Genomic DNA, 24757 nt, shown 5'->3' with positions numbered 1-24757 from the left:
CGGTTGGTGTCGTCTCCACTACATGCCTCAGGCATCTATCCGGTCTACGCGCAGTTCGGCCAAACCGCCGGAACGAAGGGATTCCTCCGGCCGTCCATGGCCTGATCGCGTCGCCTACCGTGGATCCCATGACCCGAGCCGCCCTCCTGTTCCCCTCCGACCCGCTCGGACCGCACCGGCCCGACCCGCACTACGCGGCGGAGGCCCGGCGGCTCCGCGAACTCGGCGGCACCCACGCCGTCGTCGACCACGACGCACTCCTCGCCGGAGACGCCCGGGAGGCCGTCCGCCGGGTGCCGGCGGACGGGGACCCGCTCTGGTACCGGGGCTGGATGATGCCGCCGACGGCGTACGCGGCGCTGGAAGCCGCCCTCGCCGAGCGCGGCCGCACCCTGCTCACCCCGCCCGCCGCCTACCGCCGCGCCCATGAACTGCCCGGTTGGTACCCGGCCTTCGCCGACGTCACCCCGCACAGCGCCTGGATCCCCGGCGGCGGCATGCCGGGTGACGCCGCACTGGCCCGGGCCGTGGCGGAGCTCGGCGGACGCGGACCAGCGATCGTCAAGGACTACGTGAAGTCCCGCAAGCACGAGTGGGCGGAGGCGTGTTTCCTGCCGGACCTCGCCGACACCGACGGCCTGCGCCGAGTGGTCGGGCGCTTCGTCGAGCTCCAGGGCGACGATCTGGCCGGCGGGGTGGTGCTGCGCCGCTTCGAACGGTACGTACGACGCGGAGGAAGCGACGGGGCCGAGCGCGCCGAGGAGGCCCGCGTGTGGTGGCTCGACGGCGAGCCGGTCCTGGCCGGCCCGCACCCGGACACGCCGGACGTGCGCCCCGCCCCGGACCTGTCCGCGCTCCGCACCCGGGTCCGCGCCCTCGGCTGCCGCTTCGTCACCACCGACCTGGCCCGCCTCGCCGACGGCGGCGCCTGGCAGGTGGTGGAGGTCGGCGACGGCCAGGTCAGCGACCTGCCCCGGGGCACCGACCCGGCCCCGCTCCTCTCCGCCCTGCTGTCCGCACCGGCCGCGGAGCCTTCCGCCGCACCCCGCGCGGAGCCTCCCGCCGAGCCTGTCGACGGACCTCCCGCCGAGCCTCTCGACGGACCTGCCGCCGCGCCCGTCGACGGGGCCCCGGCTACGCCTCCAGGCCACCGCGCGCGATGACCCCCGCGTACCAGTGGGCGCTGTCCTTGAACGTACGCCGCTGGGTGGCGAAGTCGACGTGGACGATGCCGAACCGCTTGCTGTAGCCGTAGGCCCACTCGAAGTTGTCCAGCAGCGACCACAGGAAGTAGCCCCGCACATCGGCGCCGTCCTCGATCGCCCGGTGGACCGCCGCCAGATGCGCCCGCAGGTACGCCACCCGCTCCGGGTCCTTCACCCGGCCCTCGGGATCGGCGTAGTCGTCGTACGCGGCCCCGTTCTCCGTGATCACCAGCGGGACGCCCGGCAGGTCGTCGCGCAGCCGGACCAGCAGCTCGTGCAGCCCGGTCGCGTCGACGGGCCAGTCCATCGCCGTGCGCGGCCCCGGTGCCGGAGGGAAGCGCACGTACCGCTCGGCCCCCGCCCACGGCGACGGAGACGGCGACGACCCGGCGGCCACCACGGTGGGGGAGTAGTAGTTGATGCCGAGCGAGTCGATCGGCGCCGACGCGGCCCGCAGGTCCCCGTCCCGTACGAACGACCAGTCGGTGACGGAGGCCGTGTCCCGGACCAGGTCCTCGGGCAGGGTGCCGTGGAAGACCGGGTCGAGGAAGACGCGGTTGCCGACCGCGTCGATCCGCCGGGCCGCGTCGAGGTCCTCCGGCGCGCCGGTGTGCGGGCGCACCGCGTGCAGGTTGAGGGTGAGCGAGACCTCGGACCCCGCGGGCAGGGCGGCGCGCAGCGCCCGGGTCGCCAGACCGTGCGCCAGGTTGAAGTGATGGGCGGCGCGCAGGGAGGCGAGCGCGCTGGTGCGCCCGGGCGCGTGCTCGCCGCTGCCGTAGCCGAGGAAGGCGGCGCACCACGGCTCGTTCAGGGTGGTCCAGGTCGCGACCCGGTCGCCCAGCGCCTCGGCCATGAGGGCCGCGTACGCGCCGAAGCGCTCGGCCGTCTCGCGCTGCGGCCAGCCGCCCGCGTCCTCCAGCTCCTGGGGCAGGTCCCAGTGGTAGAGCGTGGCCACCGGCCGGATGCCGGCCTCCCGCAGCTCGTCGGTCAGGCGGCGGTAGAAGTCGAGACCCTGGCGCACCGCCGGCCCGCGCCCGGTGGGCTGCACGCGCGGCCAGGACACGGAGAAGCGGTAGTCCGTGACGCCGAGCCGGCGCATCAGCGCGATGTCCTCGCTCACGCGGTGGTAGTGGTCGGCCGCGATGTCCCCGGTGTCACCGTTGCGGACCTTGCCCGGTACGCGGCTGAAGGTGTCCCAGATCGACGGGGTGCGGCCGTCCTCCGTGGCCGCTCCCTCGATCTGGTACGCGGCGGTGGCGGTGCCCCAGCGGAAGCCGGCCGGGAAGCGGAGCGACGTCGTGGTGTGCGGACGGGGATCGAGCGCGGTCATGAGGAGGGGACTCCCGGAGGTGAGACGACGGAGAGGAGACGCGAAGGCGCGGTGGGGGAGAGGGGGAGAGTGCGTCGGATCAGCCCTTGACCGCGCCCTGCATGATGCCGCCGACGATCTGCCGGCCGAGGAGGCCGAAGACGAGCAGCACCGGCAGGGTGCCGAGCAGGGTGCCCGCCATGATCACGGACTGGTCGTTGACGTAGCCGCCGCCGAGCTGGCGCAGGGCGACCTGGACGGTCGGCTCGGACGAGGACAGGGCGACGATGGGCCAGAAGAAGTCGTTCCACGAGGCCATGAAGGTCAGCAGACCGAGGACGGCCATGCCGGGCCGGGCGACGGGGATGACGATCGACCAGAAGATCCGGGCCGTGGAGGCGCCGTCGACCCGGGCCGCCTCGAGCAGCTCGTCCGGCAGCGACTGCACGAGGTACTGCCGCATGAAGAACACGCCGAACGCGGACACCAGACCCGGCAGGATCACCGACTGGAGCCGGCCCGCCCACTGGAGTTCGGCGATCAGCATGAACAGCGGGATCACGCCGAGCTGCGGCGGGATCATCATCGTGCCCACCGTGACGGCGAGCAGGGCGCCCCGGCCGCGGAAGCGCAGCTTGGCGAAGGCGAAACCGGCGAGCGTGCAGCACAGCACGGTGCCGAGCGTGACCGAGCCGGACACGATGAACGAGTTCACCAGTGCCTTGCCGATGTCGGCCTCCTCCACCACCGCCTCGAAGTTGCGGAAGAGATGGCGGCCGGGCAGCAGCGCGGGCGGCACCCGGGCCAGGTCGGCGTTGGAGCGGCTGGCGGCGACGACCGTCCAGTAGAAGGGGAACGCCGAGACGAGCACGGCGAGGGCGAGGATCGCGTACGCGAGCTTCCCGCCCCGCATCGTGCGGCCGGCGCGGGAGCGGGGACGCCCCCACCGCCGCCCCGTGCCGGGTGTCTCGGGGGCCGGTCGTGCGACCGGCGGATCGGCGAGCGACGTGGTCATCGGCCGGCCTCCTTGCGGGAACGACGGCGGGCGATCAGGGCGTTGGCCCCGACGAGGAGCAGGATCAGCAGGAACATCACCCAGGCGATGGCGGCGGCCCGGCCCAGGTGGAAGAACCCCCACCCCTGCTCGTACAGATAGAGCCCGAGCGTCTGGTACTGGTGCGAGATGCCGCCGGAGACCGATCCCTCGAAGAGGAGCGGTTCACCGAAGAGCTGGGTGGCGCCGATCGTGGACACCACGACCGTGAAGACGATCGTGGGCCGCAGACCCGGCAGGGTGACGTGGAGGAACTGCCGCCACTTGGAGGCCCCGTCCATCTCGGCGGCCTCGTAGAGCTCGTGCGGGATGGACTGCATGCCGGCCAGGTAGATCAGCGCGTTGTAGCCGGTCCAGCGCCACACGACGATGCTGGAGACGGCGATCTGCGAGGCGACCGTGCCGTTCTGCCAGTCCACCGGGTCGACGCCGAAGAGCCCGAGCGCGTAGTTGACCAGCCCGAAGTCGCGGCCGAAGAGCTGCGCGAAGACGAGGGTGGCGGCGGCGACGGAGGTCGCGTACGGGAGCAGCATCGCGGTGCGGAAGAAGGTGCGGCCGCGCAGCTTGTAGTTGAGCAGGTGCGCGAGGCCCAGGGCCATCACCAACTGCGGCACCGTGGACAGCACCCCGATGGTGAAGGTGTTGCGCAGCGACGTCCAGAAGAACTCGTCGGCGAGCAGCGCCGTGTAGTTGTCGAGCCCCCGCCACTGCATGTCGCCGGGCGTCTGGAGCTCGACCCGGTAGAGCGACACGAACGCCGTGTACAGCAGCGGGAACAGCCCGAAGGCGGCGAAGAGGGTGAAGAAGGGGGTGATGTACGCGTACGGGGAGGCCGCCCGCCAGACGCGCCGCAGCAGGTGTGGGCGGGACGGGTGGGGCGGACGGGACGGGCGGGGCGGTGCGAGCGGCGTCGCGGGATCGGCGAGGGTCACGGGCGGCCCTTGGGGTGAGTCGGTACCGGGGCGGGACGGAGGGCGTCCCCGGGCCGCCGCGCGGGCGGCCCGGAGAGCGGGCGAGGGGTCAGCCGATGGTGTTGGCGACACCCTTCTTCGCGTTCTCCCACGCCTTCTCGGGAGCCGTCCCCTTGCGTTCGACCTCGCTCAGGGCGTTGGTGATCTGCTGGGCGATGTTCTGGTCGTGGACCCCGAGCACCTGGACGGGAGCGGCCTTCGCGGCGTCGCCGAAGATCCGGCCGATCGGGGCGTCGGAGAAGTACGGGTCCTTGGCGGCGGCGACCTTGTCGATGGCGCCGGTGGCCGAGGGGAAGTTGCCGTTCTTCTCGAAGAGCCTGGCCTGCTGCTCGGGCGCGGTGAGCCAGGCGATCAGCTCGTACGCCTCCTTCTTGTGCCGGGCGGCCTTGGGCACCGACAGGTAGGAGCCGCCCCAGTTGCCCGCGCCGCCGGGCAGCGCGGCGATGTCCCACTTGCCCTTGCCGGCGTCGCCGGCCTGCCCCTTGATGTAGCCGAGCATCCACGCCGGGCACGGGAGGGTCGCGAAGGAACCGGCGGCGAACGCCTGGTTCCACTGCGGCGACCACTGGTCCAGCTTGGCGCTCAGGCCGCCGCGCGCGGCGGCGACGGAGGTGTCCCAGGCCGTCTTCAGGGCCGGGTTCTTCTCCCAGATCAGGGCGCCGGAGGCGTCGTAGTAGCGCTCCTTCTCCTGCCCGATCATGATCGAGTAGAGACTGCCGACGCTGTCGAGCCAGGCGCTGTTCGCGGGGGCCTTGGCCTTGTACTGCTTGCCGAGCTCCAGATAGCCCTGCCAGGTCGACCACTTCTTCGCGAGCTCCTCGCGGTCCGTGGGCAGTCCGGCCTTGCGCAGGAGATCGGTCCGGTAGCACATGGCCTCGGGGCCGACGTCGGTGCCGAGACCCAGGACCGCGCCGTCGCGGCCGGTCGCCGCCGCCCACTTGGCCTCGGGGAACCGGCTCTTGAGGCCGTCCGCGCCGTACTTCCTGAGATCCTCGAACTTGTCCGCCTGCTGCTGGGTCACCGAGGCGATCCGCCCGACCTCGACGCCCTGGACATCGGCGAGACCGCCACCGCCGGCGAGCCGGGTCTGCAGCGACTTCCAGTAGTCGGCCTCGTCCTCGGTGTCGGTCTGCTTGATCGTGACGTTCGGGTGGAGCTTCTCGTACTCCGCGTAGAGGCCGGCCTCCTTGTAGCCGAAGGAGCCGAACAGGTCGACCGTGAGCGTCACCTTCCCGCCCGCACCGGCGGACGACGCCTCGTCGGGCGACCCGCCGCAGGCGGCGAGCAGGGCCCCGGCCAGCACGACCGCCCCCAGACGGACGGTGGCCCTCTTGGCGGCTCGGGCGATGGGCATGGGAAGCCTCCCTTGGCTTCGGAGCGGAGAGCGGAGAACTCTTCGGGGGCGCCCTCGCGGCGGCGGCCCGGCCGCCGCTTGAGAGCGCTCTCAAAGATGCGTCTGGAGCGTGCCCGCCCGGTGTCCGTCCCGTCAAGACTCGAAGGCGTAACGGGTTGGACTCACCCTCAAATGCCGTCGCCGTTCCGTCTATTGACACCGATGTTTCAGGAGTTTTACGTTCACCGGCATCTGAGAGCGCTCTCGCGCCCCGGATCGCGCTGACACCCCTATCCGTCGTGATGACACGAGGTGCCGCCCATGCCCGCCCCCCGCAACCGACCGGCCGCCGTGCTGGTCCTGGCCACCGCGCTGGCCGCGGTCGGACTCGTTCCGACCGCGCCGCCGGCCGCGGCCGCCACCGTCCCCGTAGGCTCCGGCAGCTACTCCGACAGCCGCCCCGCCGGAACCTCCGGCCCCACCACCCACACCGGCACGCCCGTCACCCCCAAGGTCACCGCCGCCGCCCAGGGCAAGCCGGTGCCCACCAACGACTGGTGGTCCTCGCTCGCCTTCCAGCGCTACGGGGACAACCCGTACTCGACCCCCATGTACGGCCATCCCCTCACCTACCAGGCCACCGCCGGCGGCCTCGACATCGGCTACCCGACGAGCCCGCAGATCGTCGGCGAAGGACGCCAGTACGAGTACGCCCACAAGCGCGACCTCACCGTCGGCCTCACCGGCCTCAACTCGCCCGACACCAAGGCCGACGCCTGGTCCGACTGGACCGTCACCCCCTACTGGTCCGACGGCACGCGCACCCTGCGCACCACCATCGGACACGGCAGCCCCTTCGTGTACGCCAAGGGCACCGGCGGCAATGCCCAGATCACCACCGCCGCCGCCCCCACCGTCTTCGCCGACCAGGGCAACGTCCTCGGCATCACCGTCGCCGGGCACCACTACGCCCTGTTCGCCCCCACCGGCACCGACTGGAACGTCGCCGGCACCAGCATCACCGCCGGCCTCGGCGGCAAGGACTACTTCTCCGTCGCCGTCCTCCCCTCCACCGGCGCCCTCGCCACCTACCGGAAGTACGCCTTCAGTTTCGTCACCGGATCCACCGTCGACTGGAGCTACGCCGGCGGCACCGTACGGGCCACCTACACCCTCAGCACCGAGGCCAAGGAGGGCACCGAGCGCGGCACCCTCCAGGCCCTCTACCGCCACCAGTGGCTCCACACCACCGACCCCCTCACCGCGTACACCTACGTCTCGCCCCGCGGCACCATGAAGGTCCGCGAAGCGGCCTCCTTCACCACCGCCCAGAAGGCGTCCGCCGTGCTGCCCGCCCTGCCGAAGGCGAACGGCGTCGACGCGGCCCGGCTCCGGACGTATCTGAACGAGACCGCGAACGCCGCCGACCCCTTCTCCGGGGCCGTCGACACCTACTGGACCGGCAAGGCCCTCGGCAAGCTCGCCCAACTGGTGTCCGTCGCCGACCAGATCGGCGAGGGAGCGATCCGCGACAAGCTGCTCGGGCTGATCAAGGGCCGCCTCCAGGACTGGTTCACGGCGGGCGGCGCCAACGAGTTCTCGTACGACCCGGCGTGGAAGACCCTCACCGGCTACCCCGCCTCCTACGGCAGCGACACCGAACTCAACGACCACCACTTCCACTACGGCTACTACGTCTACGCCGCCGCGATCGTCGCCCAGTACGACCCCGCCTGGGCCGCCGGATCCGCCTGGGGCGGCATGGTGAAGACCCTGATCCGCGACACGGCCAACCCGGCCCGCACCGACGGCGCCTTCCCCTTCCTGCGCGGCTTCGACGTCTACGCCGGCCATAGCTGGGCCTCCGGCCACCAGGGCTTCGCCGCCGGCAACAACCAGGAGTCGTCCTCCGAGTCGACCAACCTCAGCGCCGCGCTCGTCCTGTGGGGCTCGGCCACCGGCGACACCGCGCTGCGCGACCTCGGCACCTATCTGCTCACCACCGAGGCCGAGGCCATCGCCCAGTACTGGTTCGACGCCGACCAGCAGGTCTTCCCGGCCTCCTTCGGCCACGACACCGTCGGCATGGTCTGGGGCAGCGGCGGCGCCTACGCCACCTGGTGGACCGCGAACCCCGAGGAGATCCACGGCATCAACGTGCTGCCCGTGACCGCCGGCGGCTCGCTCCACCTCGGCGGCCGCAAGGACGCTGTCCGCCGCAACATCGCTGAGATGGAACGCGAGAACGGCGGCCCCGCCATCGAATGGCGCGACATCCTCTGGGAGTTCCAGTCCCTCGCCGACCCGGCCGCCGCGAAGTCCAAGTGGGACGCCGGGCACGCCGCCTACACCCCCGAGGCCGGCGAGTCGAAGGCGCACACCTACCACTGGATCGGGACGCTCGACACGCTCGGCGCCCCCGACGCCGGCGTCACCGGCGACCTGCCCACCTCCGCCGTCTTCACCAAGGGCACGGTACGGACCTACGCGGCGCACAACCACGGCGCCACCGCCCGCACCGTCACCTTCTCCGACGGCAGGACCCTGACCGTGCCCGCCCGCTCGACCGCCGTCGGCACCGGAACGGGCGGCGACCCCGGCCCGGACCCCGGTCAGCCGACCGGCAACACCTTCCAGTTGCGCTCGGGCGGCAGCCTCACCACCGCCACGAACGGCACGGCCGGCGCCGACACGATCGCCTCCGCCGACGGCACCAACCACGACGGCACGCCGTACAAGCCGCTCGTCTACGAGGTCCGCGGCGTCCACGGCACCCTCACCCCGGGCGCGTCCACCGCTTTCCGGCTCCAGGTGGACGCCGGAACGACGGTCGGCCTCGGCCAGCAGGCCAGGGTCAGCTACGACCTGACCGGCGACGGCACCTTCGACCGGACCGAGACCTACCGCTACTTCGCCACCGACCCGGTGACCGGATGGGAGGAGTACGCCCAGAGCCGTGGCCTGGCCTCGGCGACCGGGACGCTCGGCAACCTCGTGAACGGCACCGTACGCCTGGAGGTGTGGAGCGCCATCGGCAACGGGACGTCGAGGCTCCAGACCGGCACGGACAGGTCCGTCCTGGTGATCCCGTACGGCTGAACTCGGCTGAACCACTCCCGAGGACGAAAGGGCGGGCACCGCGAGGACGCGGTGCCCGCCCGCGCCGGTTTCCTTGGCTCGGGACGGGCGCGGTCTCCGGTCTCAGGCGGACGCGCGGCGGACCAGGGCGGTGGGAGTGACGATCGACTCCGGCGTACGGTCCCCGCCCTCGTCCAGGATCCGCATCAGCAGCCGCACCATCAGCCGCCCCATGCCCTCGATGTCCTGGTGCACCGTGGTCAGCGCCGGCTCGGTGTCCCGCACCACCGCCGGCATGTCGTCGAACCCCACGACCGCCACGTCCTCCGGGACGCCGATCCCGCGCTCCCGCAGCGTCCGCAGGGCACCGGAGGCCATCAGGTCGTTCGCGGCGAAGACGCCGTCCACGTCCGGACACCGGTCGAGGAGTTCGGCCATCGCGCGGGCGCCGCTCGCCTCCGTGAAGTCACCCTCCACCACCAGCGCCGGATCGGCACCGGGCAGCACGTCGTGGTAGCCGTCGAGCCGGTCGAGGGCGGCCATCAGGTCCCGAGGGCCCGAGATGTGCGCGACGCGCCGCCGTCCCAGGGACACCAGATGCCGTACGGCCTCCCGGGCCCCGCCACGGTTGTCGCAGTCCACGTACGGCACCGCGACGTCCCGCCCCGCCGACGAGCGGCCGCCGAACACGGTCGGGATCCGGGCCCGCCCGATCAGCGCCGCCAGCTCACCGTCGTTGTGCAGCGAGAACGCGAGCGCCCCGTCGACATGGCCGCCCCCGAGATAGCGCGCGATCCGCTCGTGGTCGTCGGCCCCCTCGACCCACAGCAGGACGAGCTGCGAGTCGTGCGCGGCCAGCTCACGGCTGATGCCGCGCACCTGCTGCTCGAAGAACGGGTCGGAGAAGATCCGGAACTCCGGCTCCGCGATGATCACGGCCACCGCCCCGTTGCGCCGGGTGACCAGCGTGCGCGCCGCGTGGTTCGGCACGTACCCGAGCTCCTCGACCGCCCGCCGCACCTTCTCCACCAACGGCTCCCGCACCCCGGCGCCCCCGTTCACGACCCGCGAGACGGTGGCCCGCGAGACCCCGGCACGGGCGGCGACGGCTTCCAGCGTGGGGCGGGACCCCGTGCTCGGCTCGGGCAAGGCGGGCGCTCCTCATCTGCTGCGGCACGTCGGGACGTCGGCACGTCGGCACGTCGGCACGTCGGCACGTCGGCACGTCGGTACGTCAGGACGTCGGTACGTCGATCGGCCCGGCCAGGATATCCGGCGCGGCCAGCGGTTGAGAGCGCTCCCAGAAGCGTGGGCGGCACGACCCCGCCGGTGCTCGCGGCCGCCGGGGTGCTCAGGGCAGGCGGCGGAACACGGCCACGTCGTAGCGTTCGAGGACGGGGCGCGGTCCCTCACGGCCCTCGGCCCGCGCCGCGGCCTCCATGCGGGCGAGGCCGTCGCGGAACTCGGCGGCGGTGAGGTGGGTGAACTTCGACTGCGGCCGGGTGGCCAGCCGGGCCCGGTAGTCGGCCAGGCTCGCCGCCACCGGCTGTGCGAACGACGTCAGCTCCGCCACCGCGAACCCGGCGGCCGTGAAGTCGGCGACGACCTCGTCCTCGCCCGGGAACCGCCGCTCGTCGATCGCCCGCAGCCGGGGCCAGTGGTCGTAGACCGCCGCGTCCAGCCGTTCGCGGAACGTGGTGCGCACGACCGCCGTCCCGCCGGCGCGCAGGACGCGGGCCACCTCCCGTACGGCGCGGGCCCGGTCGGTGAGGTGGTGGATTACGCGGGAGAGCAGGGCGAGGTCGAAGGCGCCCGAGGGGGCGGGAACGGCCTCGTCCGTCCCCGCCACATAGCGCACGGCGGGGTGGGGATGGTGACACCGGGCCTCGGCGAGCATCGCCTCGGAGGCGTCCACGGCCAGGACGTCGGCGCCCGGGATCCAGCGCGCCATCCCCGCGGAGAACATGCCCGTTCCGGCACCGATCTCGACGACGCCGGGCGCGGGACCCGCCGCGTACGAGGCGATGAGGTCCACCCAGGCCCGCAGGGAGTCCTCCGGCATCGCGTTGCCGCGCTCGTAGGCGCCGGCCAGTCGCGGGTCGTCGTGGACAGGGCTCATGGCGGCCATCCTCAGGCCGGTCTCCCGGCCCGACAAGAGTGCCCCGGCCCCCGCGCCCCTCGGGTCAGGCGCGGTGGTACTGGACCGGCGAGGGCGCCTCGTCGCCCAGGGCGGTCGCGGCGTGCCGCGCCCAGTACGGGTCGCGCAGGAGCTCGCGACCGAGCAGCACGGCGTCGGCCTTGCCCGAGGCGAGGATGTGCTCCGCCTGGGCCGGTTCGGTGATCAGGCCGACGGCCGCGACGGGCATGCTCGTCTCGCGCCGGACGCGCTCGGCGAAGGGCACCTGGTAGCCGGGGTGGGCGTCGATCCTGACGTCGGGCACGTTGCCGCCGGTCGACACGTCCAGCAGGTCGACGCCGCGCGCCTGCAGCTCCTTGGTGAAGCGCACGGTGTCGTCCAGCGTCCAGCCCTCCCGGTCGTCCTCGGGGTTCTCGTCGAGCCAGTCCGTGGCCGAGACGCGGAAGAACAGCGGAAGTTCGGCGGGCCATACGGCGCGGATCGCGTCGACGACCTCCAGCGCGAAGCGGGTGCGGCCCTCGAACGAGCCGCCGTAGCCGTCGGTGCGGTGGTTGCTGTAGGGGGAGAGGAACTGGTGGATGAGATAGCCGTGGGCGCCGTGGATCTCCACCACCTCGAAGCCCGCCTCCAGCGCCCGCCGCGCGCCGTCCGCGAAGGACTGGACGACCTCGCGGATGCCTTCCTCGGTGAGCTCCTCGGGCGTGGTGGAGTCCGCCGAGAACGGCACCGGGCTGGGGCCGATCGGCGTCCAGCCGTGCGGCTCGTCGGGGGCGATCGGGCGGCCGCGGTCGACCCAGGTGCGTTCGGTCGACGCCTTGCGTCCGGCATGTGCCAGTTGGATGCCGGGCACGGTGCCCTGGCTCTTGAGGAAGTCGGTGATCCGCCGGAACGCGGAGACCTGGGCGTCGTTCCAGATGCCGAGGTCGTACGGGCTGATCCGGCCCTCCGGCGTCACGGACGTCGCCTCGGTGATGATCAGCCCCGTGCCGCCGGTCGCGCGGGCGGCGAGGTGCGCGAAGTGCCAGTCCGTCGGAACGCCCGTCGCGTCGCCCTCGGGTGCGGCGCTGTACTGGCACATCGCGGCCATCCAGACGCGGTTCGGCACGGTCAGGGACCGGAGGGGGAGAGGGCTGAAGAGAGAACTCATCGGGGGACTCCTGGGACTCCTGGGCGAAGCGCGGGCAACACCAAGATAATTGCACACGCGCTTTAATTGCGCCAGCGGGTTAGCCGTGAGGGGAAGTTCCGTCCTGCCGCGGGGACGGCCGAGGGCGCCACCCGGGCCCGGGAGGAACCTCCCGGCCGGATGACGCCCTGCCGGCGTGCTTGCTCGCCTGCTCGCCTGCTCGCCTGCCCGCGTGTCCGCCTGCCCGCCTGTCCGCGGAGCCGCCCCGCCTACGCGGCGGCCAGCGCCTTGAGGACGCGCTCGGCGGTCGCCTTGCTGGACTGCGGGTTCTGCCCGGTGATCAGGTTGCCGTCCTCGACGACATGGCTCGACCAGGCGGCAGCCGTGGTCACGACCGAACCCCGCTCCCGCAGCCGGCTCTCCACGAAGTACGGCGTGTTCTCGCCCAGCCCGCCCTGGCGCTCCTCCTCGTCCGTGAACGAGGTCAGCCCACGTCCCGCGAAGGCGAAGGAGCCGTCCTCGCGGGTGGCGCTCAGCAGCCCGGCGACACCGTGGCACAGTGCCGCGACGGTCTTCCCCTCGGCGTCGGCCCGGCCGAGCAGGCGTCCCAGGTCGGCGTCGTCGGCGAGGTCGGTCATCGGCGCGTGGCCGCCGGGGATGTAGATCGCGTCGTAGTCGGCCGCGTCCACGGTCGCCAGATCCAGCGGCGCGTCGAGGCGGTCGGCGATCGAGTCGAGGTAGGCGCGGAACTCCCGCGCGTCGGCCTCCGCGACGCCCCCGCGCTCGTCGAGGCTGAGCGGATCGACGGTGGGCCGGACGCCGCCCGGCGTCGCGATGTCCACCTGGGCACCGGCCGCGGTGAGCACCTGGTGGGAGGCGGCGACTTCCTCGGCCCAGAAGCCGGTGGGGTGGGTGGAGCCGTCGGCCAGCTTCAGGCTGTCGGCGCCGGAGACGACCATGAGGATCTTCGACATGGACTCGGTCCTGTTCTCTCGTGGGGTGTGCGTACGAAGGCGACAACAGCAGCTTCCATCAGATACTTTCGACTCACCCATCAAGCGTCATAAGACTCCTTATGGATGACGGAGAGGAGCGGGTTGCGTGCCGGGTCTGGATCTGCTGGCGACGTTCCTCGAGATCTACCGCGCGGGCTCCCTCTCGGCCGCCGCCCAGCGCCTGGGGCTGACCCAGCCGGCCGTCACCGGCCAGCTCGCCCGCCTGGAGGAGCAGCTCGGCCGGCAGTTGTTCGTGCGCTCGCGCCAGGGGGTCACCCCCACCCCGCGCGCGGCCGCGCTCGCCGCCCGCGTGAGCCTCCACCTGGACGGGCTGAAGGACGTGCTGGGCTCGGCCGACACGGAGCCGGTGCTGACCGGGACGGTACGGGTCGGGGGAGCGGCCGAGGTGATGACCGCGCGCGTCCTGCCGACCCTCGCGCCGCTCACCCACCAGGGGCTGTGCGTCCACGCGCACCTCGGCCTCGCCCAGGACCTCCTGGCGGACCTCGCGGCCGGCCGGCTGGACCTCGTGGTGTCGGCCGTGCGGCCCGCCCGGGCGACGGTGCTCGCCGTACCGCTCGTCGACGAGGAGTTCGTCCTCGTGGCCGCGCCGTCGACGGCCCACACCGTCGACGCGGAGCGCCTGCGCACCGACCCGGCCGCGGCCCTCGCCCGCCTGCCGCTCGTCGCCTACGCGGAGGACCTGCCCATCGTGCGCCGCTACTGGCGCAGCGAGTTCGGCCACCGCCCCCAGGGCCCGGTCGCGCTGCTCGTCCCGGACCTCCGCGCCGTCCTCGCCGCCGTCGAAGCGGGCGCCGGCATCTCCGTCCTGCCCCGCTACCTCGCCGAACCGGCACTGACGGCGGGCACGGTGGTCCAGCTCCACCACCCCGAGGTGCCGCCCCTGAACACCCTCTACCTCGCCACCCGCCGGGGCGCCCCCGACAACCCCGCGCTCACGGTCGTACACGAGCGTCTGCTCGAGTCGGCCCGGGCCTGGGGCGGACTCTGACGACCGCCACCACCCCACGAGCCCGGCGGTGAGGGGAGGCGGGGCGGAAGGTGCTCGACCGTCGGGCCGGGCAATCGGGAGGGCGCCTCGGTGATACGTGACCGGAGTCGTAGGAGGGACGGGCGGAACCGTGGACAGTGGCCTGCGGCGTGCGGTCGTCCTGGCACTGGGCGATCTCGCGCGGAGCGACGACTGGCGTGACCGGGCGGATGCCGGTCACGGCCTGGCAGGGTTCGCCGAGACGCGGGAGGCCGTGGAGCCGCTGCTGGGGCTCCTGCTCGATCCTGGTGACACCTTCGTCACGCGGCGGACCGCGGAGGGCTTGCTCCGGCGAAAGGACAGGGCCGGACTGTCGATCGTCGCGTACGCCCTGGCGGTCGCCGACGACCATCACGCCGATTGGACCCACACCGCGATCGTCGACGTGTTCAGCGTCTTCTCGGACGACCTGGACGAGGCGCTGCGGCTCTGCGAGGAGATGTCCGGCGACGCCGACGACCGTGTCGTCCGAGGAGCCCGCCGGCTGCACGCGAGCCTGGCGGGGATCGATCCGGTGCTCCGCTCCCCGTAGGGAGCGCCCCGGCCGGGGAAGCGGTCGCGCCCGAGCGGCCGGACGAGTCCTAATCGAGGGTGTCGGGGTGCGGACCGGTGCGCAGGCCGGCGTCCAGGGAGGTGAGGGACTCCATCTCGCCGGCCGTCAGGGAGAAGTCGAAGACGTCGAGGTTCTCCCTGATACGGGCCGGGGTGACCGACTTCGGGATGACGATGTTGCCGAGCTGGAGGTGCCAGCGCAGCACGACCTGGGCCGGGGACTTGCCGTACCGGTCGGCGAGCTCGCGGAGCAGGGGGTCCTTCAGGACGGCGCCCTGGGCGAGCGGGCTCCATGCCTCGGTGGCGATGCCGTGGGCGGCGTGCATCTCGCGCAGGGGCCGCTGCTGGAGACCGGGGTGCAGCTCGATCTGGTTGACGGCGGGCACGAGGTCGCTGTGGTCGAGCAGGCGGGTGAGGTGCGACGGCTGGAAGTTGGACACGCCGGCCGCGCGGACCCGGCCGTCGGCCACGAGCGTCTCGATGGCCCGCCAGCTCTCCAGGTAGAGGTCCTTCGCCGGGGCAGGCCAGTGGATGAGGTAGAGGTCCACGTGGTCCAGGCCGAGCTTGCCGAGGCTGGTGTCGAAGGCCCTCAGCGTGGCGTCGTAGCCCTGGTCGGCGTTCCACAGCTTGGTGGTGACGAACAGCTCCTCGCGGGCGATGCCGGAGGCGGCCAGCGCCTTCCCGACGCCCGCCTCGTTGCCGTAGATCGCGGCCGTGTCGATGGAGCGGTAGCCGGCCGCCAGGGCGTGAGCGACGGCCGTGGTGGTCTCCTCGTCGGGGACCTGGAAGACGCCGAAGCCGAGCTGCGGGATCTCGACGCCGTTGTTGAGCGTGATCGTGGGGAGGGAAGCCATGACGTTCCTCGGGAGGGGGAGGGGTGGGCGGTTGGGGGATCAGACCAGGCTCGTGACGGCGGCCTGGGCGAAGGCGTGGTCCTGGTCGGGGGCGCCGCCGCCGACGCCGATGGCGCCGATCAGCCGCCCGTCGCGGTGGACGGGCAGTCCGCCGGCGATGAAGAGCAGCGGCCGGTCGAGAGCCGTGGGCAGCGAGTGGAAGGGGCCGTCCGGCTTGACGAGGTCGACCAGGTCGGCGGTCGGCGCGTCGAGCTGGAGCGCGGTGTACGCCTTGCGGGTGCTGGTCTCGCCGGAGATCAGGACGGCGCGGTCGTCGCGGCGGAAGGCGAGGAGGTGTCCGCCGGCGTCGAGGACGGTGACGCTGACGGCGACCCCGGCGGTGTCGGCGGCACGGCGGGCGGCGGTGAGCAGGATCTCGGCGTCCTGGGTGGTCAGGCTCATGGCGGTGTTCCTCGGGTGGTACGGGTACGGGGAGGCGTACGTGGGGGAGCGGGGGGTCAGTGGTGGGCGGCCGGGACCCGGGCGGCCGCGGCCGCGGTGTCCTCGGCGGCCGGGGCGCCGGCCGCGGCGAGGGCCTTCGCCGCGCGGGTCCGCCGGTCCAGGGCGGCGGCCAGGAAGGCGAGGAGCAGGGCCGTACCGGAGAGGAGGGCGCCGACCCAGTTGGGGGAGGTGTAGCCGAGGCCGGAGGCGATGACGGTGCCGCCGAGCCAGGCGGCCAGGGCGTTGCCGAGGTTGAAGGCGCCGATGTTGGCGGCGGAGGCCAGGGTGGGCGCGGCGGATGCCTGGTCGAGGACCCACTTCTGCAGCGGCGGCACGGTCGCGAACCCGAGGGCGCCGATCAGGGTGAGGGTGATCGCGGCGAGCACCTTGTCGTGCGCGGTCACGGTGAAGGCGAGCAGGGCGAGGGACAGGGCGCCGAGGGCGACGAAGAGCATGGGCATCAGGGCGCGGTCGGCGAACTTTCCGCCCAGCAGGTTGCCCAGGAACATGCCGATGCCGAACAGGACGAGCAGCCAGGTGACCGCGCCCTCGGTGTAGCCGGTGACCTCGGTCATCATCGGGGTGATGTACGTGATGGCGGCGAAGACACCGCCGTAGCCGAGGACCGTCATGGCCATGGCCAGCCAGACCTGCACGTTCTTGAAGGCGGCGAACTCGGTGCGGACGTTCGCGGAGGCCGGCGGGCGGCCCTGCTCGGGCACGAGCCTGGCGACGCCGAGCAGACCGACGATGCCGAGCGCGGCGACGACGACGAAGGTGACGCGCCAGCCGAGGGCCTGGCCGATGTACGTGCCGCCCGGCACACCGACGATGTTGGCGACGGTCAGTCCCATGAACATCAGCGAGATCGCCGACGCCTTCTTCTGGGGTGCCACCAGATCGGCGGCGACCACCGAGCCGATGCCGAAGAACGCGCCGTGGGCGAGCGAGGCGACCACACGGCCGACGAGCATGAGCCCGAAGCTCGGGGCGAAGGCGGAGAGCGTGTTGCCGACGATGAACAGGCCCATGAGGAACATGAGCATCTTCTTGCGGGAGACCTTGATCCCCAGCACCGTCAGCAGCGGGGCACCGAGGACGACACCGAGGGCGTAGCCGGTCACCAGCCAGCCGGCCGTGGGGATGGAGACACCGAAGTCGCCGGCGACCTGGGGCAGCACCCCCATGATCACGAACTCGGTGGTCCCGATCCCGAAGGCCCCGATGGCCAGGGCCAGGAGCGCGAGAGGCATGGCGAAGCACCTTCCAGATGATTGCGGGGAAGCCTTACGTGCGTCGACAATACTTGCAGACGCGCTATAAGTGCAAGCGCAGGATTCCCGACATCGGACTTGCCTGCGTCGGCAAGCTGTTTTCGGTGGGGTGGAGGGGGCGCTCCGAGGGGGCCTGCGAGGGCGGCTCCCCGCCGCCGTCACCCCGCGGGTAGCGTCACGCCATGACCGACGACTGGTGCAGCGATCGCATCGGAACAGCCCTGCGGGGCGCCAATCCCACCGTGCTACGGCGTCTGGACGCGAGCTTCGCGGTGATCGGGGACGTCCAGTTCCTCCCGGGCTACTCGGTCCTGCTCGTGGACGAACCGGACGTCCAGCGCCTGTCCGACCTGCCCAGGCCCAAGCGGCTGTCCTTCCTCGCCGACATGGACCGACTCGGAGAAGCCGTCGAGCGGACCTGCCGCCGCCTGGACCCTCGGTTCCGCCGGGTCAACCTGGAGATCCTGGGCAACAAGGACCCGTTCCTGCACGTCCACGTCTGGCCCCGCTTCGCGTGGGAACCGGCCGAGCTGGTGAACGCCCCCGTCTGGCTGTATCCGCGTGGCCACTGGCAGGACGACCGCTTCAGGCTCGGGCCGCAGCACGATGCGCTGCGCGACGCGATCGGCGCCGAGCTGGACCGGCTGGCCTGAGGGCCGAGCGGAGCGGGGTGGCACAGTGGTGCCCGGGCGAGGGTCTCGAACGAAGGGCGGGCATGTGGCGGCCGAGGAGCCGCCGGCCCGGCCACCGCACGTCCCGCCACATGGGAAAGGTCTGACGCCCGGCGCGCCCGGCGCGCCCGGCCCACGGCGCACACGGCACACAGGGCACGGCACCGGCCGTCGAAAAATTTTTCGGCTTTTCCGTTATCGGGCGGGCGTCGCGCGATCTCCCAGGTGTTGGGCATCGGCAACAGGCAGGACGATCAGGATGAAGCAGGGCATGGACGCACCGAACGGTACGGAGCTGGTCAGGGCCGCGCAAGGCGGTGACCAGCGGGCGCAGGACCGGCTCGTCGCCGCGTACCTGCCGCTCGTCTACAACATCGTGGGCCGGGCGATGAACGGGCACCACGACGTGGACGACGTCGTGCAGGAGACCATGCTCCGCATGCTTGACGGCCTCGCCGGCCTGCGCTCCCCGGACAGCTTCCGGTCCTGGCTCGTCGCCATCGCCATGAACACCCTGCGCACCCACTGGCAGCGCCGCCAGGCCGGCCCCGCCGCCGGCGGGCTCGACGACGCGCGCGACCTCGCCCAGCCCGGCGCCGACTTCGTCGACCTCACGGTGGCGCGGCTGCAGTTGTCGGGCCAGCGGCGCGAGACCGCCGCGGCCACCCGCTGGATGGAGCCCGAGGACCGGGCCCTGCTGTCCCTGTGGTGGCTGGAATGCGCCGGGCAACTGACCCGGCACGAGGTCGCAGCCGCCCTCCAGACGTCCACCGAACACACCGCGGTCCGCGTCCAGCGGATGAAGGAGCGGCTGGAGACCGCCCGGGTCGTCGTACGGGCCCTGGCGGCCCACCCGCTGTGCCCCACCCTCCACTCCGGGCTCGGCGGCTGGGACGGCCGCCCGTCGACCCTGTGGCGCAAGCGAATAGCCCGCCACGCCCGCACCTGCCCCCACTGCGCCGGCCTGTGGAACGGCCTCGTGCCCGCCGAGGGCCTGCTCGCCGGACTGCTGCTCGTTCCCCCGGCGGCCGCGCTGCTCGCCCACGTCCGCGAGAGCGCCGGCTTCGGCCTCGCCGCCGCGTCCGTGCCCGCTCCGGACGGCCCCGCGCTCACCGAGGGCCCTCGCCCCGACGGGCCCCGTCCCGGTTCGGCGCGCGCCCGGCACGCCGCCGCGCCCGGACCGCGCGGCGCCCGCCGCAGGGAGGAGCAGCGCCGGCGCGGCCGCCGCCGGGCCGTCGCCGCCGCGGGCCTCGCGGTGGTGGCCGTCACCGGCGGGACCTTCGCCCTGGTGACCGGCCCCGACGCCGGCGACCCGGACACCACCGACGTGACGCGGGCCGCGGCTCCGGACGCCGCCCCCGTCCCCACCGCGCGCCCGACCACGGCCACGGCCACGGCCTCACCGTCGTCCTCCCCGCGCACCACCCCCACCGCGAGCCGTACCGCCCAGCCGAGCCGTACCCCCACCCCCTCGCCCACCAAGGCGACCACCAAGCCCGCTCCACCCCGCCCCACGGCGCTCAGCTCCCGCCCGCGGCCCACCGGCGCGACCACCGCCGGCGGCTCCGGCGACACCTCGGACGCCGGCCAGGTGATCGACCTCGTCAACACCGAACGCGCCCGGGCGGGCTGCGGCCCGCTGACCGCGAACTCCCTCCTGACCAGGGCCGCCCAGGGCCACTCCGAGGACATGGCCGCACGGAACTTCTTCGACCACACCAACCCCGACGGCGACGGACCGGGCGAGCGCGTCACCGCCACCGGATACCGCTGGTCGACGTACGGCGAGAACATCGCCAAGGGCCAGCGCACCCCGGCGCAGGTGATGGACTCCTGGATGAACAGCCCCGGCCACCGGGCCAACATCCTCAACTGCGACTTCCGCGAGATCGGCATCGGCATCCACACCGACGGCGGCCCCTACTGGACCCAGGTCTTCGGCGCGCAGTGAGGCCGTGACGGCGGTGAGGGCGCGCAACGGGGGACCCCCGGCCCGGGCGTACGGCGTGCTCCACCGCCGGGCGGAGGCGTCGCGCCTACGGTGATCCGATGCGAGCCGTACCGAAGTGGACCCTCCTGCCCTCGGGCTGCGCCCCCGTGGTGCTGGCCGGCGGCTGGACGACCGCGGCCGTACTGGAAGGGTCGTCCTACGACGCCGTCCGGCAGACGATCAGCGTGCTCGCCGCGTACGGGGCCCCAGGGTTCTGGGTGATGACCGGGGCACTGCTCGCCCTCGGCGTCTGCCACCTCGGGACGGCCTGGGGGCTGCGCGCGGCGGCGCCCGCCGGGCGCGCCGCGCTCGTCGGCGGGGGAGTGACGGCCCTGGTCGTGACGATGGTCCCGACGCCGACCAGCGGAGGCGCGCTGCGACACGGGTCCGTCGCCGCCGTCGGCTTCACGCTGCTCGCCCTGTGGCCGGTGCTGGCCACCAGGCGCGACGACAGACGGGCCCCCTGGGCGCTTCGGCGCCGACCCGCCTACGCCGCGACGCTCCTGATGGGCCTCGGCGCGCTCTGGTTCCTGGTCGAGGCGAACCGCCAGGGCGCCGCGGGCGTCGCCGAACGCGTGGTCACCACCCTGCAGTCCCTGTGGCCCCTGGTGGTCGTCGTCTCCTGCCTGCGGCACCAGCGGGCCGCCGCGCGCCGCGCGCACACCCACGGTGCCGCGCGGCGCACCGACCCGGCGCGGTGACGGGACACGCCGCCCGTCAGGAACGCGAGCCGGCGTCAGGGGCCGTGGGGCCCGGAGCGGTGGGGCCCGGGGTGCGCGGCTCCATGTGGAACGGGAAGCCCAGCGTGCCCGGGTCGAGGGCGGTCGCCCCGCCGTCGACGGTGAGCACCGCCCCGTTGACGAAGGAGGCGGCGGGCGAGAGCAGCCACGCGATCGCCTCGGCGACCTCGCGCGGCTCGCCGGGGCGCCCGACCGGCAGGACCCGGGTCACCTCCTCGTACGCCGCCTCGACACCGCCGTCCCCGAGGCCCGCCTCCTCGGCGAACCGGTTCATGCGGCGGTCCGCCATGTCCGTCCGCACCCAGCTCGGGCACACGGTGTTCGCCCGCAGCCCGGCACCGCCGTAGTCGACGGCGAGCGACCGGCACAACTGGAGCAGGGCCGCCTTGGAGGTGGCGTAGGCGGCGTTGCCCACGCCGTTGCGGAGGGCGGACACCGAGGCGACCGCGACCACCGCCCCGCGGGCGTCGAGGAGATGCGGGAGGGCGGCGCGCAGCAGGTGGAACGGGCCGGTGAGGTTGGTCCGCATGACCGCGTCCCAGTCCTCCAGGGTCACCTCGCCCACACCGCCGCCCCGCCCGATGCCGGCGTTGAGGACGAGACCGTCGAGCCGGCCGTGGACGCCGAGCACCGTGTCGACGAGATCGCGCACCTCGTCGGGCTCGCCGATGTCCGAGGGCACGGCCAGGGCCCCGGTCTCCTCCGCGACCAGCCGCAGCGGTTCGGGCCGGCGCCCGGACACCACCACCCGGTGTCCCGCCGCGCCCAACAGCCGGGCGGTCGCGGCGCCGATGCCCGTCCCGCCGCCGGTCACGAGGTACACACGCTGGTCCGTCATGGTCGTCGAGCCTCCGTCGTCGTGCGCGTCCCCGTGATCATAGGCAGGCCGGCGACGCCCACCGCCGCTCATTGGGGCGGGTGAGCGCGACGCCCTCGTGGGCGCGGTCCGGGCCGCCCGCCCCGCCTTGATCTTGATCACTTCGACCGCCCGCGGCGTGACGAAACGGTCCCGCGCACGGTACGAAGACCTGCGTGAACGTACCGTCCTCAGACCCGACCGTCCGCCTGTTCATCGCCCTCGCCCCGCCCGACGACGCGAAGGACGAGCTGGCGCAGGAGCTGCGGCCCGCCTACGAGGCGTATCCGGGCCTGCGGTGGAACCGCATCGAGGACTGGCACATCACCCTGGCCTTCCTCGGCGAGCTCCCCGTCACGTCCGTCCCTCTCCTCACGGCACCGCTCGCTTCTCTCGCCGCGACCCACCCGCCCGTCGAACTGGCCCTCCGGGGGAGCGGCCACTTCGACGAGCGGGTGCTGTGGAGCGGCATCGACGGCGACCTCGACGGCCTGCGGCTCCTCGCCGCCGAGGTCCGCACCCTGGTCAAACGCTGCGGCATCCCCTTCGAGGACCGGCCGCTGCGCCCGCACCTGACCCTGGCCCGCGCCCGGCGCGGCGACCACTCCTCCCTACCGGCGGTGGCCGCCGGCCTCACGGACTTCACCGGCCGCCCGTGGCCCGCCGAGCGGCTGCACCTGGTCGGCAGCAACGTCGGCCGGGGACCCGGACCGATCCGCTACCGCGACATCGAGTCCTGGACCTTCGACGGACCCTGAGAGTCCGCCGGGCCCCACCGGGCCGCCCGTTCCGGTCCGTCAGTACTTCTTGACCCCCACATGGTCGACGATGAAGCGCCGCTTCTTCGGATCGAGCGCGAAGTGGATGCGCCCGCAGTCACTGTGCGCCACCCCGTCCCGGACCTTCACATGCGGCAGGGTGTCCCGCTGCTCCCCGTCGAACTCCACCCACCGCATCCTGGCGTTCTTCTTGATCGTCAGATCGCTCGTGGCCACCTTCAGCCCGTGCTGCGTCGAGAACCACTCGTCGAGGCGCGGCATGGATGACGACGTCTGCTCGTACAGATCGGCGGCGGCCTTCGCGAGCAGGATCAACTGCGCCGTCATCTCGTCGGGAAAGCGGTACTGATCCGACTTCCAACTCCGCTCGGCACCCGGCGTGAACACGATCCGCCCCTCCGACGCCTCCTCCAAGGCACGGTACGTGGCGGCCGCGTCGCCCTTCGCCAGAACGGGGATCGCGCTCCACGGGTCGACCGCGGTCTCGCCCTGCGAGGCCCGCTCCCGCTCGTACAGCTTGCGCCACCACACCGCCTCCTCCTGGAACTTGGCGGCCTCGGCGGCCTTGGAGGCGTTGTCGTCCGCCCGGGCCGACTCCGCCACCGCGAGCTGCTCCCAGGTCGCCGCGCTCTCCTCCAGCTCGCGCACCCGGCGCTCCAGGGCCTCGCGCTCGGCGGCCGCGTCCCCCAGGCGGCGGGCCTCCTCCACCTGTTCCGCCACGCGCCGGGCCGCCGCCCTCCGCGCCGCCTGCCGGGCGGCCTCCCAGCCCTTGTCGGAGCCGCGCGCGAGCACGGACAGCTCGGCCAGACTCCGCATCCAGTACTCCACCATCCCCTCCGCGGTGACCTCGGGCCGCGCGTAGCTCGGATGGGAGAGCCGCAGATCGGGCCAGACGAGCAGGGCCCCGCCGTCGGGAACACGGAGCATCGGCTGCCGCCTCACAAGCGCCTGACGGGTGGCGTAGTTGAGCGTGACGACCTGCGCGAGCCCCATGAGCTGCGACGACGCCCGCCGCGCCACCTGCCACGCCGCGTCGTCGCGCGGATGCATCAACAGGGCCGGCAGCCGGGTCGGCGACGCGAGCGAGTCGGACAGGACGCTCACCTGCTCGCTCTGCCGGATCGGCTCGAACCGTCCCGTCACCAACTGCCCCAGTGTACGGAGGTCGAGCGTCTGGTCCGCGCAGACCTTCGCGAGCACGTTCGGCCGGAACAGCGGCGGATCCTGGACCGGCGACAGCCAGCCACTGGGGATCTCCTGCCCCATCACGACGCGGAGCGTCACCCGGCCCTCGACCCGGGCCACCGTCACCTGCGTGACGAAGCGCGCCCCGTTGTCCACCGGGTGCGACAGGCCGACCCGCAACGCCTGGGCCTCGGCGCCCTCCTCGAGCCTCCAGCGCGCCTCGCGCTGTTCCCGCCCGGGCGGCTTCGCCGGCAACAGCGCCTGCCCGGACCGGGCGAGGTCGCCCACGTCGAGCGCACTGCCCTGGGGTCCGTTCAGCCACGCGGCCAGATGGCCGCGTAATCGCACCACGACATCGATCCCGGCGTCCCCGGCCGACGCCACGTCGAAATCGACCACGTACAGGGGTTGCATGCACCCTCCCGAGCCACCGTCCACGCCCCACCCGATGACGCAACGTTAGTACCCGGTTCGGGGAGCTGGCTGCCCCTGTGCACGAGGGCTCTCACACGGCCGCGGGCCGACGCGGCGGACGGCTCAGCCGATCCCCCGCCCGGCGCCCCTCACGGCCGTCCCCGTCGCGCGCCGGCCCGGCGCCGCACCAGCAGGTCCATGGCGACGGGCGGAGCGACCGGGGCGGACGCCTGGTCCACCAGACCCAGGTCGCGTAACTCGCCGATCACCCGCGGCAGGTCCGGCATCGCGAGCTCGATCCGGATCCGGGTCGGATGGGCGTGCGGCCTGCGGAGCAGGTAACGGTAGAGCCGATCCTGGTCGGTGCTCAGCCCCAGGCGGGCCAGGCTCATGGCTGGATCCTCTCTCCCCCGGGCGCCGTTCCCGCCGCCGTTCACGGCCCCGTCCCCCGTACACCGGCCTTCCGTCCCCCTCGGGCCGTCCATGCCCGCGGCACCCCCGTACCCGCGGGTCCCCCGCCCTCCGAAGCATGCCGAAGCGCGCACCGGCTGTGTGCGCACTGCGTCCCCAGGTCTTGTCACCGCGTCTCATCCCTGGGGACGTGAACGGACCTGCGCCGGCCGTCCGCGCGGACGGCCGGCGCACCCCGGCCCCCCGGCACCCCCGAGGAACCACCGTGACACCCGCTGTTTGCCAGAACGGT

22 protein-coding genes are annotated in these 24757 nt (G+C 73.1%); 8 read left to right on the top strand and 14 right to left on the bottom strand.

The window, feature by feature from the left end:
* Nucleotides 1-128: 128 nt before the first annotated feature.
* On the top strand, nt 129-1163 hold the full coding sequence (locus ABZ135_RS35755) for an ATP-grasp domain-containing protein (RefSeq protein WP_356702031.1): 1035 nt from the start codon (nt 129-131) through the stop codon (nt 1161-1163).
* Here the strand turns inward: ABZ135_RS35755 and ABZ135_RS35750 are convergent.
* From ABZ135_RS35750 to ABZ135_RS35735, 4 genes are all read right to left on the bottom strand, one after another.
* Nucleotides 1135-2535, bottom strand: coding sequence for a GH1 family beta-glucosidase (locus ABZ135_RS35750; RefSeq protein ID WP_356702029.1), 1401 nt, complete (start codon nt 2533-2535; stop codon nt 1135-1137). The genes ABZ135_RS35755 and ABZ135_RS35750 overlap by 29 nt on opposite strands.
* A gap of 79 nt (nt 2536-2614) precedes the next feature.
* Nucleotides 2615-3427 carry a carbohydrate ABC transporter permease gene (locus ABZ135_RS35745; RefSeq protein WP_356702044.1) on the bottom strand — a complete coding sequence of 271 codons (813 nt, stop codon included), beginning with the start codon at nt 3425-3427 and terminating at the stop codon, nt 2615-2617.
* Between the two features lie 98 nt (nt 3428-3525).
* Nucleotides 3526-4500, bottom strand: coding sequence for a sugar ABC transporter permease (locus tag ABZ135_RS35740; protein WP_356702026.1), 975 nt, complete (start codon nt 4498-4500; stop codon nt 3526-3528).
* A gap of 88 nt (nt 4501-4588) precedes the next feature.
* The gene (locus tag ABZ135_RS35735; RefSeq protein ID WP_356702024.1) at nt 4589-5893 is read right to left on the bottom strand and encodes an extracellular solute-binding protein; all 1305 of its coding nucleotides are present in this window, start codon (nt 5891-5893) and stop codon (nt 4589-4591) included.
* A gap of 300 nt (nt 5894-6193) precedes the next feature.
* On the opposite strand from ABZ135_RS35735, the gene ABZ135_RS35730 reads away from it, so the two are divergent.
* Complete coding sequence (locus ABZ135_RS35730) at nt 6194-8971, top strand: glycosyl hydrolase (RefSeq protein WP_356702022.1); 2778 nt, start codon at nt 6194-6196, stop codon at nt 8969-8971.
* Nucleotides 8972-9073: 102 nt separating this feature from the next.
* On the opposite strand, the gene ABZ135_RS35725 is transcribed toward ABZ135_RS35730, so the two are convergent.
* From ABZ135_RS35725 to ABZ135_RS35710, 4 genes are all read right to left on the bottom strand, one after another.
* A complete protein-coding gene (locus ABZ135_RS35725; RefSeq protein WP_356702020.1) occupies nt 9074-10099 on the bottom strand; it encodes a LacI family DNA-binding transcriptional regulator in 1026 nt (341 codons plus the stop codon).
* Nucleotides 10100-10301: 202 nt separating this feature from the next.
* The gene (locus tag ABZ135_RS35720) at nt 10302-11069 is read right to left on the bottom strand and encodes a class I SAM-dependent methyltransferase (protein WP_356702018.1); all 768 of its coding nucleotides are present in this window, start codon (nt 11067-11069) and stop codon (nt 10302-10304) included.
* A 64-nt stretch (nt 11070-11133) separates the two neighbouring features.
* On the bottom strand, nt 11134-12234 hold the full coding sequence (locus tag ABZ135_RS35715; protein WP_356702016.1) for an NADH:flavin oxidoreductase/NADH oxidase: 1101 nt from the start codon (nt 12232-12234) through the stop codon (nt 11134-11136).
* 248 nt (nt 12235-12482) lie between these two features.
* Complete coding sequence (locus ABZ135_RS35710) at nt 12483-13187, bottom strand: type 1 glutamine amidotransferase domain-containing protein (protein ID WP_356702015.1); 705 nt, start codon at nt 13185-13187, stop codon at nt 12483-12485.
* Between the two features lie 127 nt (nt 13188-13314).
* On the opposite strand from ABZ135_RS35710, the gene ABZ135_RS35705 reads away from it, so the two are divergent.
* Nucleotides 13315-14220 carry a LysR family transcriptional regulator gene (locus ABZ135_RS35705; RefSeq protein WP_356702013.1) on the top strand — a complete coding sequence of 302 codons (906 nt, stop codon included), beginning with the start codon at nt 13315-13317 and terminating at the stop codon, nt 14218-14220.
* 130 nt (nt 14221-14350) lie between these two features.
* Nucleotides 14351-14791, top strand: a complete 441-nt coding sequence (locus ABZ135_RS35700) for a hypothetical protein (protein ID WP_356702011.1) — start codon at nt 14351-14353, stop codon at nt 14789-14791.
* A gap of 49 nt (nt 14792-14840) precedes the next feature.
* On the opposite strand, the gene ABZ135_RS35695 is transcribed toward ABZ135_RS35700, so the two are convergent.
* The 3 genes from ABZ135_RS35695 to ABZ135_RS35685 are packed head-to-tail and all read right to left on the bottom strand — an operon-like array spanning nt 14841 to nt 17398.
* Nucleotides 14841-15665 (bottom strand): aldo/keto reductase, encoded by an 825-nt coding sequence (locus tag ABZ135_RS35695; RefSeq protein ID WP_356702010.1) that lies wholly within the window; start codon nt 15663-15665, stop codon nt 14841-14843.
* Nucleotides 15666-15704: 39 nt separating this feature from the next.
* Complete coding sequence (locus ABZ135_RS35690; protein WP_356702008.1) at nt 15705-16106, bottom strand: heme-binding protein; 402 nt, start codon at nt 16104-16106, stop codon at nt 15705-15707.
* A 56-nt stretch (nt 16107-16162) separates the two neighbouring features.
* Nucleotides 16163-17398 carry an MFS transporter gene (locus ABZ135_RS35685; protein ID WP_356702006.1) on the bottom strand — a complete coding sequence of 412 codons (1236 nt, stop codon included), beginning with the start codon at nt 17396-17398 and terminating at the stop codon, nt 16163-16165.
* Nucleotides 17399-17601: 203 nt separating this feature from the next.
* Between ABZ135_RS35685 and ABZ135_RS35680 the strand changes: the two genes are divergently transcribed.
* From ABZ135_RS35680 to ABZ135_RS35670, 3 genes are all read left to right on the top strand, one after another.
* A complete protein-coding gene (locus ABZ135_RS35680; RefSeq protein ID WP_356702004.1) occupies nt 17602-18072 on the top strand; it encodes a diadenosine tetraphosphate hydrolase in 471 nt (156 codons plus the stop codon).
* A 289-nt stretch (nt 18073-18361) separates the two neighbouring features.
* Complete coding sequence (locus ABZ135_RS35675; RefSeq protein ID WP_356702003.1) at nt 18362-20041, top strand: sigma-70 family RNA polymerase sigma factor; 1680 nt, start codon at nt 18362-18364, stop codon at nt 20039-20041.
* A gap of 98 nt (nt 20042-20139) precedes the next feature.
* Entirely contained in the window at nt 20140-20781 is a 642-nt protein-coding gene (locus tag ABZ135_RS35670) for a DUF998 domain-containing protein (protein WP_356702001.1), read from the top strand.
* A gap of 16 nt (nt 20782-20797) precedes the next feature.
* On the opposite strand, the gene ABZ135_RS35665 is transcribed toward ABZ135_RS35670, so the two are convergent.
* On the bottom strand, nt 20798-21658 hold the full coding sequence (locus tag ABZ135_RS35665; protein ID WP_356701999.1) for an SDR family oxidoreductase: 861 nt from the start codon (nt 21656-21658) through the stop codon (nt 20798-20800).
* A 194-nt stretch (nt 21659-21852) separates the two neighbouring features.
* Here ABZ135_RS35665 and thpR point away from each other — a divergent pair, with 194 nt between their 5' ends.
* Complete coding sequence (thpR, locus tag ABZ135_RS35660) at nt 21853-22434, top strand: RNA 2',3'-cyclic phosphodiesterase (protein WP_356701997.1); 582 nt, start codon at nt 21853-21855, stop codon at nt 22432-22434.
* A 39-nt stretch (nt 22435-22473) separates the two neighbouring features.
* Here thpR and ABZ135_RS35655 read toward each other — a convergent pair whose 3' ends face one another.
* Nucleotides 22474-24054, bottom strand: a complete 1581-nt coding sequence (locus tag ABZ135_RS35655) for a hypothetical protein (RefSeq protein WP_356701996.1) — start codon at nt 24052-24054, stop codon at nt 22474-22476.
* 149 nt (nt 24055-24203) lie between these two features.
* A complete protein-coding gene (locus tag ABZ135_RS35650) occupies nt 24204-24446 on the bottom strand; it encodes a hypothetical protein (protein WP_356701994.1) in 243 nt (80 codons plus the stop codon).
* Nucleotides 24447-24757 lie beyond the last annotated feature (311 nt).

This window comes from Streptomyces sp. NPDC006339 (assembly GCF_040612775.1).
Classification (GTDB): domain Bacteria; phylum Actinomycetota; class Actinomycetes; order Streptomycetales; family Streptomycetaceae; genus Streptomyces.
The sequence above is the reverse complement of the archived record's forward strand: the minus strand, read 5'-3'. Positions and strand labels throughout refer to the sequence as shown.

Bases quoted from the DNA above. Each gene is read 5' to 3' on its own strand.
- ABZ135_RS35720 (WP_356702018.1), bottom strand. From the start codon at position 11,069: ATGAGCCCTGTCCACGACGACCCGCGACTGGCCGGCGCCTACGAGCGC.
- ABZ135_RS35750 (WP_356702029.1), bottom strand. From the start codon at position 2,535: ATGACCGCGCTCGATCCCCGTCCGCACACCACGACGTCGCTCCGCTTC.
- ABZ135_RS35675 (WP_356702003.1), top strand. From the start codon at position 18,362: ATGGACGCACCGAACGGTACGGAGCTGGTCAGGGCCGCGCAAGGCGGT.
- ABZ135_RS35730 (WP_356702022.1), top strand. From the start codon at position 6,194: ATGCCCGCCCCCCGCAACCGACCGGCCGCCGTGCTGGTCCTGGCCACC.
- ABZ135_RS35680 (WP_356702004.1), top strand. From the start codon at position 17,602: ATGACCGACGACTGGTGCAGCGATCGCATCGGAACAGCCCTGCGGGGC.
- ABZ135_RS35755 (WP_356702031.1), top strand. From the start codon at position 129: ATGACCCGAGCCGCCCTCCTGTTCCCCTCCGACCCGCTCGGACCGCAC.
- ABZ135_RS35735 (WP_356702024.1), bottom strand. From the start codon at position 5,893: ATGCCCATCGCCCGAGCCGCCAAGAGGGCCACCGTCCGTCTGGGGGCG.
- ABZ135_RS35650 (WP_356701994.1), bottom strand. From the start codon at position 24,446: ATGAGCCTGGCCCGCCTGGGGCTGAGCACCGACCAGGATCGGCTCTAC.
- ABZ135_RS35670 (WP_356702001.1), top strand. From the start codon at position 20,140: ATGCGAGCCGTACCGAAGTGGACCCTCCTGCCCTCGGGCTGCGCCCCC.
- ABZ135_RS35715 (WP_356702016.1), bottom strand. From the start codon at position 12,234: ATGAGTTCTCTCTTCAGCCCTCTCCCCCTCCGGTCCCTGACCGTGCCG.
- ABZ135_RS35745 (WP_356702044.1), bottom strand. From the start codon at position 3,427: ATGCGGGGCGGGAAGCTCGCGTACGCGATCCTCGCCCTCGCCGTGCTC.
- ABZ135_RS35655 (WP_356701996.1), bottom strand. From the start codon at position 24,054: ATGCAACCCCTGTACGTGGTCGATTTCGACGTGGCGTCGGCCGGGGAC.
- ABZ135_RS35685 (WP_356702006.1), bottom strand. From the start codon at position 17,398: ATGCCTCTCGCGCTCCTGGCCCTGGCCATCGGGGCCTTCGGGATCGGG.
- ABZ135_RS35665 (WP_356701999.1), bottom strand. From the start codon at position 21,658: ATGACGGACCAGCGTGTGTACCTCGTGACCGGCGGCGGGACGGGCATC.
- ABZ135_RS35690 (WP_356702008.1), bottom strand. From the start codon at position 16,106: ATGAGCCTGACCACCCAGGACGCCGAGATCCTGCTCACCGCCGCCCGC.
- ABZ135_RS35710 (WP_356702015.1), bottom strand. From the start codon at position 13,187: ATGTCGAAGATCCTCATGGTCGTCTCCGGCGCCGACAGCCTGAAGCTG.
- ABZ135_RS35695 (WP_356702010.1), bottom strand. From the start codon at position 15,665: ATGGCTTCCCTCCCCACGATCACGCTCAACAACGGCGTCGAGATCCCG.